13 protein-coding genes are annotated in these 14,446 nt (G+C 38.8%); all 13 read left to right on the top strand.

Translation table 11 applies throughout. From position 1 onward, the window contains the following. Positions 1 to 47: 47 nt before the first annotated feature. Entirely contained in the window at positions 48 to 941 is an 894-nt protein-coding gene (locus tag AC3CH7_RS06220) for an NAD(P)-dependent oxidoreductase (protein WP_198695128.1), read from the top strand. 13 nt (positions 942 to 954) lie between these two features. Then, a complete protein-coding gene (locus AC3CH7_RS06215) occupies positions 955 to 2,475 on the top strand; it encodes a CoA-acylating methylmalonate-semialdehyde dehydrogenase (RefSeq protein WP_036160881.1) in 1,521 nt (506 codons plus the stop codon). Between the two features lie 64 nt (positions 2,476 to 2,539). After that, positions 2,540 to 3,856 carry a GntP family permease gene (locus AC3CH7_RS06210; protein WP_332289579.1) on the top strand — a complete coding sequence of 439 codons (1,317 nt, stop codon included), beginning with the start codon at positions 2,540 to 2,542 and terminating at the stop codon, positions 3,854 to 3,856. A 12-nt stretch (positions 3,857 to 3,868) separates the two neighbouring features. Continuing rightward, complete coding sequence (locus AC3CH7_RS06205) at positions 3,869 to 4,630, top strand: 3-hydroxybutyrate dehydrogenase (protein WP_012293042.1); 762 nt, start codon at positions 3,869 to 3,871, stop codon at positions 4,628 to 4,630. A 16-nt stretch (positions 4,631 to 4,646) separates the two neighbouring features. Continuing rightward, complete coding sequence (locus AC3CH7_RS06200) at positions 4,647 to 5,831, top strand: iron-containing alcohol dehydrogenase (RefSeq protein ID WP_012293043.1); 1,185 nt, start codon at positions 4,647 to 4,649, stop codon at positions 5,829 to 5,831. Positions 5,832 to 5,984: 153 nt separating this feature from the next. After that, positions 5,985 to 6,752: a 2,4-dienoyl-CoA reductase gene (gene fadH, locus AC3CH7_RS06195; RefSeq protein WP_012293044.1), complete on the top strand. Its 768-nt coding sequence runs from the start codon at positions 5,985 to 5,987 to the stop codon at positions 6,750 to 6,752. 63 nt (positions 6,753 to 6,815) lie between these two features. Next, positions 6,816 to 7,055, top strand: coding sequence for a hypothetical protein (locus AC3CH7_RS06190; protein ID WP_008174117.1), 240 nt, complete (start codon positions 6,816 to 6,818; stop codon positions 7,053 to 7,055). Positions 7,056 to 7,253: 198 nt separating this feature from the next. After that, positions 7,254 to 7,694 (top strand): cyclic-di-AMP-binding protein CbpB, encoded by a 441-nt coding sequence (gene cbpB, locus AC3CH7_RS06185; protein WP_012293045.1) that lies wholly within the window; start codon positions 7,254 to 7,256, stop codon positions 7,692 to 7,694. 68 nt (positions 7,695 to 7,762) lie between these two features. Continuing rightward, positions 7,763 to 8,650: a transcriptional regulator CcpC gene (gene ccpC / locus AC3CH7_RS06180; RefSeq protein WP_012293046.1), complete on the top strand. Its 888-nt coding sequence runs from the start codon at positions 7,763 to 7,765 to the stop codon at positions 8,648 to 8,650. A 166-nt stretch (positions 8,651 to 8,816) separates the two neighbouring features. Beyond that, positions 8,817 to 11,210, top strand: coding sequence for a hypothetical protein (locus AC3CH7_RS06175; RefSeq protein WP_036160884.1), 2,394 nt, complete (start codon positions 8,817 to 8,819; stop codon positions 11,208 to 11,210). A 2-nt stretch (positions 11,211 to 11,212) separates the two neighbouring features. Continuing rightward, a complete protein-coding gene (locus tag AC3CH7_RS06170; protein ID WP_012293048.1) occupies positions 11,213 to 12,148 on the top strand; it encodes an ABC transporter ATP-binding protein in 936 nt (311 codons plus the stop codon). After that, the gene (locus AC3CH7_RS06165) at positions 12,145 to 12,990 is read left to right on the top strand and encodes an ABC transporter permease (RefSeq protein WP_012293049.1); all 846 of its coding nucleotides are present in this window, start codon (positions 12,145 to 12,147) and stop codon (positions 12,988 to 12,990) included. Before AC3CH7_RS06170 ends, AC3CH7_RS06165 begins: the two co-directional genes overlap by 4 nt. A gap of 12 nt (positions 12,991 to 13,002) precedes the next feature. Beyond that, positions 13,003 to 14,442: a hypothetical protein gene (locus AC3CH7_RS06160; RefSeq protein ID WP_488381621.1), complete on the top strand. Its 1,440-nt coding sequence runs from the start codon at positions 13,003 to 13,005 to the stop codon at positions 14,440 to 14,442. The last annotated feature ends 4 nt before the right edge of the window (positions 14,443 to 14,446 follow it).

Below are 14,446 nucleotides of genomic sequence, written 5' to 3'. Positions count from 1 at the left end.
ACTATCCAGCACTATTGCTGAATTTTCAAGGATTGGGGGATATCCAAATGAATAGAAAATTAGGTTTTATCGGCTTAGGAAATATGGGGTTACCAATGTCTATTAACTTATTAAAGGCAAACTATGAAGTGTATGGCTTTGATACAAATACGAAGGCAATGGAGCTATTTACAGCAGCTGGCGGTATAGGTCTTGAATCAACAAAGGAAGTTGCAAAGCAATGTGATGTGATAATGACTAGCTTGCCCACACCTCAAATAGTTGAAATGGTGTATCAAACAGAAGAAGGCATTATACAGCATGCTAAGAAAGGTGCCTTACTCATTGATTTTAGTACGGTCAATCCCGATTTGAATGATTCGTTACATAAAGAAGCGAGTGTGTTGGGATTACGCTATTTAGGAGCACCTGTAAGTGGTGGTGTCATAGGGGCTATAAATGCCTCCCTAACAATAATGGTCGGTGGTAGCAAGGAAGATTATGAAAGTGCAAGCCGAATATTCGGAATAGTGGGGAAAAATATCTATCACCTAGGTTTGTCCTCAAGTGTAGGTACGCGTCTTAAATTATTAAATAACCTAATGATAGGGTTTTACACAGAGGCTGTAGCTGAAACAATTGTACTTGGTGAAAAAATGGGGATTGATGGAGATACGCTATATGAGGTATTAAGTAATAGCTACGGTCAAAGTCGGATTTATGAGCGTAACTATATGGAATATATGAAAAATAATGATTATGCACCTGGATTTTCAACGAATCTTTTATTGAAAGATTTAAAGCTAGCAAAGGAAATGGCTGATGAAGCTGGTGTATCTCTTCGAATCGGCGAAAAATTAGTGGAACTTTATAGCGAGATTGCTCAGCAGGGCTATGGTGAAAATGATATGTCTGCAGCTTATTTAAGCTTAAAGGATACATGTAAAATAAAACAATTATAAGGAGGAAATGATGATGACGACAGCTCAAGAGGTTAAAACATTAACGCATTTTATTGGTGGACAGTTAGTTGAAGGAAGAAGTGGAAGATTTGGTTCTGTATACAATCCAACTACCGGTGATATTATTGCAAAAGTGCCATTGGCAACTTTTGAGGAGACAAGAGAGGCAATCGAGCAGGCTCAAGCAGCCTTTCCATTATGGCGTGATACATCCGTGGCTAAACGTGCAGAAGTCGTCTTAAAGTTCCGTAATCTTATTACTGAGAATATGGAGGAGCTATTACAAATTATTTGCACGGAAAGCGGAAAAACGTTGGAAGATGCCAAAGGCGAAATTACACGAGGTCTTGAGTCTGTTGATTTAGCTATTGGTGCCCCACATCTCATGAAAGGGGAATACTCTGTGAATGTTGGAGGTCAAATAAACGCTTACTCAGCAAAATATCCTCTAGGTGTAGTAGCGGCGATTTCACCTTTTAATTTCCCAATTATGGTGCCTTTAGCACAAACGAGTATGGCTATTGCGGTAGGGAATGCAGTTATTTTAAAAGCATCTGAACGTGTGCCAATGACCGCTTTATATGTTAGTAAGCTGTGGAAAAGAGCGGGCTTACCAGATGGGATTTGGACTGTGATAAATGGTGATAAAGATGCAGTCAATGAACTTTTAGAGAACCCAACCGTGCAAGCGGTTTCATTTGTAGGTTCTACACCGGTTGCCAAGTATATTTATGAAACAGGTTCTAAGTATGGAAAACGTGTAACAGCACTTGGCGGTGGAAAAAACAATATGGTTGTCATGCCAGACGCAGATCTTGAACAAGTTGCAAACGCCTTTATTGGGGCAGCCTATGGGGCAGCGTCTCAGCGTTGTATGGCAATATCCACAATCATGCCTGTAGGCAAAGATACTGCTGATCGACTAGTGTCGATATTAAAAGAGAAGATTACTAATCTGAAGGTAGGTCCATATACAAATCCTGATTCAGATTTTGGTCCAGTTATTTCTCAACAATCAAAAGAAGCAATACTCGCTGCAATTGATCGTGGAGAATCCGAGGGAGCATCCATTATTTGTGATGGTCGTGTTTTGGATATCGTTAAAGAGTCAAAAGGATTCTATGTAGGTCCTACACTTTTAGATCATGTAAAGCCTGGTATGGAAATTTATGAGCAGGAAGTATTTGGTCCTGCTCGTAATGTTGTACGCGTGGACTCTCTAGAGGAAGCCATTGAACTAATTAATAAGCATGAGCTGGGAAATGGTGTCACTATCTTTACAAATGATGGATTAGCAGCTCGTAAATTCACAACAGAAATAGATGTCGGCATGGTAGGGGTGAATGTGCCAATTCCTATTCCGGTTGGCTACCATAATTTTGCTGGTTTTAAAGGCTCTCGTTTTGGTGAAGGGCATATGTTTGGTCCAGATCAGGCGCGATTTTTTACTAAAACAAAGACTATTTCAGAACGCTGGATGGCAAGTAATACTTCCACTGCGTCTACATTTGCATTCCCAAGCAATAACGACTAATACCTATAAAGAGCTGTAGCGTTATACAGCTCTTTTTCTAAAAATGGGGAGGGGTGGGATGTCTATGTTGGCGTACATGGGTCTTTTTGGTAGCTTAGCATTATTAGTTTATTTAACAATGAAGGGCGTTAATTTACTTATTTCAGCACCGTTAACCGCACTGTTAGCTGCTTTAACTAATGGTTTAGCATTTTTTCCTCAAACTGCAAGTGAGAACCAAGCCAATTTTCTAACAAGCTATATGGATGGATTTACTGGGTTCGTTGGTTCTTGGTATTTAATGTTTATGGCAGGTGCTATTTTTGGGAAAGTCATGGAGGATACAGGAGCAGCGGATAGTGTTTCAACATGGATTATTCAAAAAATCGGGGTGAAATATGCAACATATGCGGTTGTGTTAGCAGCAGCGGTCCTTACTTATGGGGGTGTTTCTGTTTTTATCGTAGCATTTTCTGTTTATCCGATGGCTATCAGTTTATTTAAACAAGCGAATTTTCCACGACGCTTTATCCCCGCTGCACTTGGTCTAGGCTCAGTCACTTTTACGATGACGTCAGCTGGCTCACCTGAAATTCAAAATTGGATTCCCATTCAATATCTTGGAACGACACCATATGCAGGATGGCAAGTTAGTATTATTGTCGCTATTTTTATGGCTGTTGGTGGTTCTCTTTGGCTGAATTGGATGATTAAACGAGCTGTAAACAATGGAGAAATATTTATAGAACGCTCGACAGATCCAATAGTTGATGAAACGCGGAAGCTTCCCAGTCCGCTACTTAGTCTAATACCATTGCTAGTCGTCTTAGTGATTTCTTATGTTTTCCATAATTCGCTTGGAACTTCTGCTTTAATTGTTGCTTTGACAAGTGGCTGTATTGTCGCCTATTTAGTGAGTTATAAGTATGCCAAATCCGTTGGAGCAACATTAGCAGCGGGAGCAATGGGTGCCATTATTGCCATTGCTAATACAGCGGCTGTAGTAGGATTTGGTGGTGTCGTAAAAGCAACGCCATCCTTTTTGGCTACCGTAGATGTCATGACAAATATCCCTGGCAGTCCGTTAGTTGGAGGAGCCCTAGCTATTGCTGTCATTGCAGGTTTGACTGGTTCTGCATCTGGTGGTCAAACCATTGCGATGCCTTTGCTTGCACCCCACTATATTGACATGGGGGTAAATACAGAGGCTTTGCATCGGACAATTGCCATTTCATCAGGATCACTTGATTCATTACCACATGGTGGTTATGTGGTCACTACCATTAATTCAGTCTGTAATGAAAAGCACAAGGACGCCTATATGCCATTTGGAGCGTTGACGGTTATTATTCCAACTATCGGCACAATAATAGCTATTATCTTATTTTCAATAGGGATGTAGGAGGAATGTTGTATGCAAGGAAAAACAGTGTTCATTACTGGAGCAGCTCGTGGCATTGGTCTTTGCATGGCACAAGCATTTACCGAGCAAGGGGCAAATGTCGTCATTACGGATAAAAATGAACAGCTTTTAAGAGAGGCTGTTGGAAAAAACCCCTCCTTAACGGCTTATACATGTGATGTGACAGATGAAGAAGCCATAAGAGAGGCAATTAATTGGACAATCAATCGATTTACAACGTTAGATATTTTAATCAATAATGCAGGATTTCAACATGTCTCGCTTATTGAAGACTTTAAGACTGAAATTTTCCAAGACATGCAAAAAGTAATGGTGGTTGCTCCATTTATTGCGATGAAATATGCATTCCCTCATATGAAGAAAAATCAATGTGGTCGTATTATTAATATGGCCTCTATTAATGGAGTGATTGGATTTGCTGGAAAGGCCGGTTACAATGCGGCGAAGCATGGTGTCATTGGTTTAACGAAGGTAGCTGCACTGGAGGTAGCGAAGGATGGCATTACGGTAAATGCGATTTGTCCAGGATATGTGGATACAGAATTAGTTCGTCATCAGTTTAAAGATTTAGCGTTAACTAGAGGAATTCAAGTAGAAGAAGTACTTGAAGAGGTACTCTATCCTCTTGTACCTCAAAAGCGTTTACTTGATGTTTCAGAAATTACAGGGCTTGCTTTATATTTGGCAAGTGATTTAGCTAAAGGGTTAACGGGTCAGGCAATTCTTTTAGATGGTGGCTATACAGCTCAATAGTGTAGGAGGGAGAAAAATGATTCAAACAAAAACAATCTTTACTGTTCATTCACCTGGAACGATTGTTTATGGGCGTGATTCCTTTGAAGAGGTGGGTGAGTATGCTAAAAAACTCGGTACCAAAGCGCTTATTATTAGCGATCCCATTATGGACAACTTAGGCTTTGTGAAGCAATGTAGTAGCTTGTTAAACACAAATGGAATAGAAGTCGCCTCATACCTTGGGGTAGTAACTGAGCCGGATGACACGTATGTAGAGGAAGGCCTACAGCTTCTTCTGCAAGAAGGCTGTGATGTCATCATTTCTGTTGGAGGTGGAAGCTGCATTGATACAGCAAAGGCAATTGCAGTGGTGGCTACTAACGGTGGCTACATAGGAGATTACATGAAAATGGCAAAAATTGCAGCGCAAGCGCCAATCCCACATATTGCTATTCCAACAACAGCTGGAACAGGTTCTGAAGCAACAGATGCTACTGTTATTACCAATACAAAGAGTGAAGTCAAAATGATGATTAAACAGCCTGCCTTTATGCCAACGATTGCCATTGTTGATCCTATTTTAACGATAACATCACCGCCTGCAATTACAGCGGCTACAGGGATTGATGCCTTAAGCCATGCCATTGAAAGTTATTTGTCACGTTTAGCCCACCCATACTCAAATGTACTTGCTCTTTCTGCCATGGATTTAATCATTCATAACATTATGAGAGTTTATGAGCAAGGTGATGATGTAGATGCGAGAGAAGCTATGTCATTAGGTTCCATGCAGGCAGGCCTATCTTTTTCTAATGCTTCGGTCGCGTTAGTACATGGGATGTCTCGTCCAATAGGTGCGTTGTTCCACGTACCCCATGGTATTTCCAACGCGATGCTTTTACCAGCCGTTTTAGAATTTTCAAAAGAAGCTTGTATAGATCGGTTAGCAGTTTTAGGAGAGTTCTTTCATAAAAGCAATGAAATATTATCACAAGAGGAGCTTGCTCAGTTAGCCATTTCTTCCATTAAGGAAATATGTAAACTTTTGAATATAAGTAATTTAAAACAGTGGGGCATAGAGGAGGCAGCTTATTATAAGGCTATCCCTAAAATGGCTGAAGATGCGATTGCAAGTGGTAGTCCTAGCAATAACCCGAAGATACCGACAAAAGAGGAACTAATGGAGCTATATCATATAGCTTATACTTATGAATTCTAAAAAATTTGCGAGCTATTCATTATTGTGGATAGCTCTTTTATATTTTTTATAGAAATTAAAAGGAGTGAAAAGCAGAATTAATATGACATATTCGAGAAAATATAGTAAAATTTTAATGAATAACCATTCATTTTTAATAAAGGGGGAAATGGAATGTTGCAGGGGAAGACAATTGTCATTACAGGTGGATCAAGTGGGATGGGCCTTTATATGGCGAAGCAATTTGTTGCTGAAGGAGCAAATGTTGTTATAACAGGGCGCAACGAAGAACGTTTAGCAGAGGCAAAAAAGTTTATTGCAGAGGCTGGCTCAACTATTGAAACTTTTCAAATGGATGTACGAGTACCAGAACATGCAGAGGCGATGCTAGCGTTTGCTATTGAAAAATTTGGACAGGTTGATGGTCTTGTTAATAATGCGGCAGGTAATTTCATTGTACATGCTGAGGATTTAACACCTAATGGTTGGAAGGCAGTTGTAGATATCGTGTTAAATGGTACGTTCTTCTGTTCTTCAGCTGTAGGTAAATATTGGATAAAAAATAAAATTAAGGGCTCTATTTTGAATATGGTGGCTACTTATGCTTGGAATGCAGGAGCTGGTGTGGTCCATTCAGCTGCGGCAAAAGCTGGAGTATTATCATTGACGAGAACATTAGCAGTAGAATGGGGAAAGCAGTATGGTATCCGCGTCAATGCAATAGCACCAGGACCAATTGAACGGACGGGTGGAGCAGATAAGCTTTGGGAATCGGAAGCAGCTGCTGCGCGTACATTAGATTCTGTTCCACTAGGACGAACGGGTACACCTGAGGAAATAGCTGATTTAGCAACATTTATGATGTCTAATAAAGCAAGTTATATGAACGGAGAATGTGTGACATTGGATGGTGGCCAGTGGCTCAATCAATATCCATTCTAAAAATGTTTGCATAATGGAGAGCTGGATTGACGCATACTAAGGGAAAAGAAAGGAGTTTTGACAATGGGTATGTGGTTAATACCAGCTCTAATTGCCATGATAATTATTTGTGTTATTTCGTTTGTATCCACGTTGAAAATTGCAAAGATGACTTCTGAACGGAAGTCTGAAAAGGATACTCCGATTTCAGAAACGGTTGAAGAGTATGCAACGATGCTCAATCCAATCGTATGGGTATATCTGATATTTTTACTCTTTTTAGGGATCATGATTTTTTATTACTGGAGTAAGGCTGGCTATTAGAAATAACGCATCCTCAATCAGAGATGAAACACTTTAACTGATTGAGGGTGTACTTAGTTTTTGTTGAATGATTCAAAATAATTCGTTATTCCTGAAAAACTCTTCCCGTCCTGATCATGGTCAGACATAGAAAAGTTGTGATATGATGAAAGGGAAGGACTGTTCTGCACAGCCAGGACAGAAAAGGAGAAGAAGTTCATGATTTCAACTAACAGCAAAGACTTATTAGCAATGCCAATTAGTGATTTTATCATTTCCTCTGAAAAAGTTGCACATGTACAAAGTGGTAATAGTGCAGAACACGCACTCCTTGTACTAACGCGGACAGGATATTCGTCCATTCCTGTATTAGATATGAAATATCGACTTCAAGGTTTACTGAGCATGAAAATGATAACGGAATCGATTCTAGGACTCGAACATATTGAGTATGAAAAGCTTCCTGATATTAAAGTTGACTCTATTATGGAAAAAGAGATCGCTGTATTAAAATTGTCAGATACATTTCAGCGAGCTTTGGATTTAGTTATTAACCACGCATTTTTATGTGTAGTGGACGAAGATGGTACATTTGCAGGGATATTAACAAGACGTGTTATTTTAAAGCAATTGAAAAAATATATTTATCAAAAAGAGTAGTAGTTTAAGAGGGAGCTCATATGAAAGTCATGAGGCCCTCTTTGCTTGTATTGGAGGTTTACAGATTGATGGCAACAGAGGCAGAGATTTTAAAAATTTTGGCTGAGGAACGCAATATGCGGAAAGCAGCTGAACGTCTATTTCTATCCCAACCAGCCCTTTCTCAACGTTTACAAACCATTGAAAAGGACTGGGGTGCACAATTATTTATTCGTTCACAAAAAGGTTTAACAGCAACACCTGCTGGTGAACAGGTTATTGCCTATGCAAAGGAAATGCTAGCGAAAAAGGAAGAAATATTTGAAACGATTCAATCTTTAACAACAAAGGTAAATGGGACATTGAAAATTGCCTGTGCGTCCATTGTTGGACAAAACTGGTTGCCTAAAATCCTAAAGGAATTTGTATCTAAATATCCTGATGCAAAAATATCGCTTATGACGGGCTGGAGTTCTGAAATTGTGAAAGCACTTTATGAGGGCGAGGCACATATTGGAATTGTACGAGGTCAGGTAGATTGGAAAGGGGAAAAGATTCACCTTTTCAGAGACACTCTTTATTTAGTGGATAAGGAATTGAAGACAATTGAAGATGTACTGACGACAGATCGTCCATTTATTCAATACAAAAGTGATTCGAACTACTATCAGGAAATTCAACAATGGTGGCAGCAACACTTTGCTCAAAATCCCAGAAAACAAATTTTAGTAGATCAAATTGAAATTTGTAAACAGATGGCTTTAAATGGAATAGGTTATGCTATACTACCATCCATCACATTAAATGATCATGATGAAATTCATAAAATACCTTTAACAAACGATGAAAAGGAATTTGGGATTACACGAGATACATGGCTTATTGGCTATGAATCATCTTTTGAATTGCGTCAAGTAGAGGCATTTGTAGAAGTAGTGCAAGACCATGCACGTTGTTTGTTTGACTATACAAAATAAAAAATAAGGCAATTCCAGTCTATTAGGGGATTGCCTTTTCGTTTTGGCTCAGTGATTTCTTAAGAGTTTATGAATATTGATGAAGATATCATAAGAAATGGAACAAAATGCAATTTAAATCGTATAATTATGTAACCATCTACTTACATAAAAAGGGGTTGAGCTTTTGAAAAAGACAAAAATTATGGCACTGACTTTATTAGTAATGCTGATGATGAGCTTTCTGTTGCCTTCCACACAGGCGCAAGCTGCTGCACCATTAGAGGTCAAAGCAACAGCAGGCATTTCAGGGAAAGCTAAATATCAATCAGTTGTGCCCTTACAAGTTACAGTGAAAAATAACGGTGCAGATTTTTCTGGAGATATGGCAATAAATTCTTCTAATTCCTATGAAGCAGCATCCGCACTTGTCGTTCCAATTGATATAGCAGCTGGAGAAGAGAAGACATTTACCTTCTATCTAGATGGTTTAGCTGACAATGGATATTCGGACGCAGATTTATTTGCTTTTTATGAAGGAAATATTGAAAAAGGAAAAAAGATTGCCTATAAGGGGACTAAGCGTCTACAATCGAATTTTTTAGATCCTACATCAACATTTGTCTATACATTGACAGATAAAAGTGATCGACTATCAGCACTTTTACGTTTATCATCATTTGTTCCTCAAAACAATGTAGAAATATTTAACATTAATCAATTAAAGGATTATACATTCCCAGAAGATGAACAAGGACTTGCCATGGCAAATGTCATCGTCGTAGATGAAGTTGCAATAGCCGACTTAGCACAAAAACAACAAGAGGCATTGCTGAAATGGGTACAAGATGGGGGTACATTACTTTTAGGGGCTACTGATCAAGTGGATGCCACAGCAGGGGTTTTTAAAGATTATTTACCAATGTCATTATCACAAGAGACGACATCTATCTCTGCAGAAACATTAACAAAATTATCGGGCGGTGGTATTTTTACGCAGCCAATTTCGATTCATACAGCTACTAATCTTGAAGGAAGTTTACCGGTATTAACGGAGAATAATGTTGTACTAGCTTCGAAGAAAAAAATTGGCGGTGGTGAAATTATTCAAACAGCCTTTTCTTTAGGAGATCAGCCGCTTGCTTCAATGGATGGCTATGCAGCCCTTCTAGCAAAAATGATCGATATTCAAAGTATTTCGCAGCATGGAATGATGAATCAGGGCCAATCCCCACTCGATCAAATTTCTTATGAGCTTCGTAACATAAATGAATTATTCCCGTCCTTTGAAGTTTCAGTAAGCTATATGCTTATCGTCATTATTCTTTATATTATCATCATTGGCCCAGTTCTTTATTTTGTTCTGAAAAAAGTAGACAAGCGTGAGCATGCATGGTGGATTATTCCCGTGTTCTCAATCGTTCTTTCGATTGGTCTTTTCATTGTTGGAGCAAAAGACAGAATTGTTCAGCCACAAGTACAACAATCCGCATTTTATAAGGTCAATGAGGATAGTAGTTTGAATGGGTATTATGTTGAATCAATCTTAACGAATCGTAGCGGGGATTTTATCGTTAATGCGGATAAAAATACAACGGCAGTTGCGATGAGAAATTATAATAATTTCACAGGTACTGTGGGTGATTTACATGAATCTTCTTATATTAAAGAAAATGCCAACGGTTCAACGTTAACATTACGTGATTTAAATTATTGGTCTGTTCAATCATTTGGAGGGAAAACATCAGCTCAAAATATTGGGAAAATGGATGTTGATATCACATTGAAAAATGAAAAGCTGACTGGAACAATAAAAAATAATTTCCCATTTGAATTAAAAGACGTCACGTTAATTTCTGGCGTGAAAGAAGTAAAGCTGGGTGATATTAAAGCGAATGGAACTTTGCAAGTAGACAAGGAATTGAAGACAACGGTACTTCAAAAGCCATCTGTTTTTAATAATTACAACTACAGTTACCCATCTCAGAAGGATGAGGTAGATCCAATGCGTGTTGAACGAATGAAAACATTAGCATTACCACTTGTAGAGAATGATAGACAGCCAATACTTACAGCATGGACAGATCAAGCGATAGTAGGGGCTGAGCTTGAAACAAGTGCAAATATGTCTCCAATTACAATGCTTGTTCAACCGTTTAAAGGGAAAGTGGAACTATCAGGACCATTTACAATGAAACGCAATAATTTCACGTACTCATTAAACTCACTATCCGCGAGTGGATATTTCGATAAAATCGATGAGGAATTGAATAACTGGTATCTATCTGATGGTTTATACGAATTAACAATGGCAATGCCTGATCAATTTATGGACGCTGTGGAATCACTTAATGAACTAACCATTTCTAATAAGGATGTTAAACGTATGCAGCTGTCGATATGGAATAATGCCACAAATATGTATGAGCCATTAGTTGATACAAAGCAAGTGTTTACAGATAATATTAAAAATTTTATTAATCAAGATAGTGAAGTTCGACTTGAAATTAAGTATGGTCCAGATCCAACTGGTGAACAAACGAAATTACCTGAAATAGAGCTGAAGGGAGTGGCAAAATAATCATGATTGAAATTCGTGACCTAACGAAAAGATATGGCTCCTTTACGGCACTGGATCATTTAAATTTGTCCTTAGAAGAAGGCATCGTGTTTGGCTTTGTTGGTGCTAATGGAGCGGGTAAATCAACAACATTTTCTATTTTAGCGACATTACTGTCACCGACATCAGGTGATGCGTTGATAAACGGTAAAAGTGTTGTTAAGGAACCGAAAGAAGTACGCAAGCAAATCGGGTATATGCCTGATTTCTTTGGTGTTTATGACCAGCTAAAAGTAGATGAATATTTAGATTTTTATGGAGCTAGCTACGGTATTCAACTAGCAGAGCGCCAAGTGCTGATTCCACAGCTTTTAGAGCTTGTAAATTTAACGAGCAAACGTTATGAATACGTTGATTTATTATCGCGTGGGATGAAGCAGCGTTTATGTCTTGCACGTGCACTTATCCATGATCCTAAAGTATTGATTTTAGATGAACCTGCGTCAGGATTAGACCCTCGCGCCCGTGTGGAAATGCGAGATATTTTACGGAATTTAAAGTCTATGGGTAAAACCATCTTAATCTCTTCTCATATTTTGCCTGAGCTTGCTGAAATGTGTGATGAAATTGGCGTCATTGATAATGGCAAATTAATTGCACATGGAAATGTTGCTGCCATTCAGGCGCAGTTACAGGGAGAAAAGCGTATCGTCATGAAAGTAACAGATCGTATACACGAAGTACGTGCATATTTGGAAGAAGATCCCCATATTTCATCTATTGATGTCCTTGAGCATCGTCTAGAAATAGCCTTTAATTATCGTGGAACAGATGCAGAGCAGGTAGCATTACTGAAAAAGGCGATACTTGCAGATTTACCTATTTATGCGTTAAGTGAGGAAGAGAAAGATCTAGAGGATGTCTTTATGGCGATTACGAAGGGAGCGGACAGTCAATGATGGAAAGATTTTATAATCCAGTATTTGTGAAAGAGTTAAAATTACGATTCCGTTCTTTTAAAAGCTTCTCAGGATTAATGTTTTATTTAGCGGTACTTTGTATTTTCATTGCAGGTTTTTTATTGCTTACCACTGAATTTACTGGCAAGGGATTCTTTAAACCAGAAACAAGTTTTATGATGTTTGCTGTATTAACCATTTTACAAATGGCATTAGTTCTTTTTATTACTCCAAGCTTAACAGCAGGAGCAATCAGTAGTGAGCGTGAAAAACAAACCTTGAATATTTTGCTAACAACGACACAAAGCTCTACACAAATTGTTGTTGGTAAATTATTATCATCGGTGTCGTTTCTAGTTTTAATGCTTGTAGCAGGATTACCATTATATAGTTTAGTGTTCCTATTTGGTGGGGTTTCACCTTCCCAACTTGTTTCTATATTTTTATTCTATTTAGTTACTGTAGTAGCAATAGGTAGTATTGGTGTCATGTTTTCAACTATTACGAAAAAAACGATTGTTGCCATGATTGCCACATATGGTTCTATTATCTTTTTAGGTGGGATTACAGCGTTTTTCTTCTTTTTAACAATGGCTTTCCATCAAATGGGTAATGCTGTAGGTGCAAGTACCTCCTTTATGACTTATTTTTGGGCTTCAATTAATCCAGGTGCCCTAATGCTGACGCTGATTTCACCTGAGATGGGAAATGCGTTAGCTGAACTTTCAGGAGTGGAACTACCTGTGTGGATTACTTATTTAATCGTTTATGTATTGATTATTGTACTTTGTTTAACAGTTGCCATAAAAAAATTACGTGCCAACATGAAAAGTAACCGATGAGGAGGAATTATTATGGAGCGTCGTAAGCAATTACGAAAATATATTCAGCGTGCAAAGTCGAGTTTAACACTTGAAAAAAGCATTCCTATTGCACAATATGGTCTGTTTTTGGCATTGCTTTCGAGTGCTTCTCTCGTTCTTATTTCAAGATTATTTGTCTGGCCCTATTACCGCCAAATTGCGTTGGCTATCTTTGTTACACTTATTATTGCAACGATCGTTTACATCTGGTGGAGACGTGTCAAAGAGAAAGAAGCTTTGCATACATTGGATCACTATTTTTCACATAATGAGTTGGTTACAGCTTTATCATTGAAAGACGATCAGGACCCACTTGTTCAAGCATTATTATTAAAGGCGATACAGAATGTTGAACAGGCTTTCATAAGCTTTAAGGCTCGCAAGAAAAATTTGTTTCGACCAAAGGCGTTTATTGGACTATTTGGCACTGCTGTCGTCCTAGCAATTCTTTATATGTTCCCGGCAGCGACTCAAATAGAAGCGATTGAAGTTGAAAAAGAGCAAGCTGTAATCGACGATATGAAGAAGGAAGTTGCGGAGCTGGAGAAAAAAGCGCAGACAAAAGAAGTGAAAGAGCAATTGCAAGAGCTTCAAAACACGCTTAAGGAAGCAGAAACAGCTGAAGAGGCACTCCGCGAAGTGGTGAAGAAGCAAAAGGAGCTTGCTCTTAAGGAGCAGCAATTAAAGGATAAACAAACGGCAAGTCAAGACGGAGCTACCGATGAACAAGGCTTATCGAAAAAAGAAGTTGAGCAATTGAAGGAACTTGCACAAATGCAGCAACAGCTCACACAAAATGCAAATGCCACACAAACAGCTATGAGTAAACTTGGTAAACCAGCGAGTAATTCCTTACAAAATGCAATTGCAAGTGCTAATAATGCTGGCACTAACAATCAAAATAATAATCAACAACAAGGTAGTCAGCAGTCATCTGGTAATTCCCAGCCAAGCAATCAGCAAGGGCAGACGAGTCAGTCTGGTCAAAATAATGCTCAAAATGGTTCCCAACAACAAAATGGTAATAGTCAAGGACAAGGACAGGGTCAAGGACAGGGTCAAGGACAGGGTCAAGGACAAGGACAGGGACAAGGACAGGGACAAGGACAGGGACAAGGACAGGGACAAGGACAGGGTCAAGGACAAGGTCAGGGCGCAGGTAAAGGTCAAGGTGGTCGAGATTTATTAACGACACCGAATCGGATTGGTGGGTCAAACGAGACATCCGTGGATGGTGGAGCATTAGGAGATGGCTCTCATGTCTCTGAGCAACAGGGGAATGGTCCGATAACAAAGGGCACCATTCGACCGTATGAAGAAATAATTGGTTCTTATAAAGACAGCTATTTAGAAAGCTCAGAGCGTTTACAATTACCGAAGGATTTACAAAATGTCGTGCAATCTTATTTCACGTCAATTGAGTCGCAGTAGGAGG

The sequence above is a fragment of the Lysinibacillus sp. F12 genome, assembly GCF_057773605.1.
Note: the sequence above shows the minus strand (reverse complement) of the source record. Positions and strands in the feature narration are given on the sequence as shown.

What these genes read in the sequence shown, in the direction of transcription:
- AC3CH7_RS06220 (WP_198695128.1), top strand. Translation starts at nt 48, where the DNA reads ATGAATAGAAAATTAGGTTTTATCGGCTTAGGAAATATGGGGTTACCA.
- AC3CH7_RS06215 (WP_036160881.1), top strand. Translation starts at nt 955, where the DNA reads ATGACGACAGCTCAAGAGGTTAAAACATTAACGCATTTTATTGGTGGA.
- AC3CH7_RS06210 (WP_332289579.1), top strand. Translation starts at nt 2,540, where the DNA reads ATGTTGGCGTACATGGGTCTTTTTGGTAGCTTAGCATTATTAGTTTAT.
- AC3CH7_RS06205 (WP_012293042.1), top strand. Translation starts at nt 3,869, where the DNA reads ATGCAAGGAAAAACAGTGTTCATTACTGGAGCAGCTCGTGGCATTGGT.
- AC3CH7_RS06200 (WP_012293043.1), top strand. Translation starts at nt 4,647, where the DNA reads ATGATTCAAACAAAAACAATCTTTACTGTTCATTCACCTGGAACGATT.
- fadH (WP_012293044.1), top strand. Translation starts at nt 5,985, where the DNA reads ATGTTGCAGGGGAAGACAATTGTCATTACAGGTGGATCAAGTGGGATG.
- AC3CH7_RS06190 (WP_008174117.1), top strand. Translation starts at nt 6,816, where the DNA reads ATGGGTATGTGGTTAATACCAGCTCTAATTGCCATGATAATTATTTGT.
- cbpB (WP_012293045.1), top strand. Translation starts at nt 7,254, where the DNA reads ATGATTTCAACTAACAGCAAAGACTTATTAGCAATGCCAATTAGTGAT.
- ccpC (WP_012293046.1), top strand. Translation starts at nt 7,763, where the DNA reads ATGGCAACAGAGGCAGAGATTTTAAAAATTTTGGCTGAGGAACGCAAT.
- AC3CH7_RS06170 (WP_012293048.1), top strand. Translation starts at nt 11,213, where the DNA reads ATGATTGAAATTCGTGACCTAACGAAAAGATATGGCTCCTTTACGGCA.
- AC3CH7_RS06165 (WP_012293049.1), top strand. Translation starts at nt 12,145, where the DNA reads ATGATGGAAAGATTTTATAATCCAGTATTTGTGAAAGAGTTAAAATTA.
- AC3CH7_RS06160 (WP_488381621.1), top strand. Translation starts at nt 13,003, where the DNA reads ATGGAGCGTCGTAAGCAATTACGAAAATATATTCAGCGTGCAAAGTCG.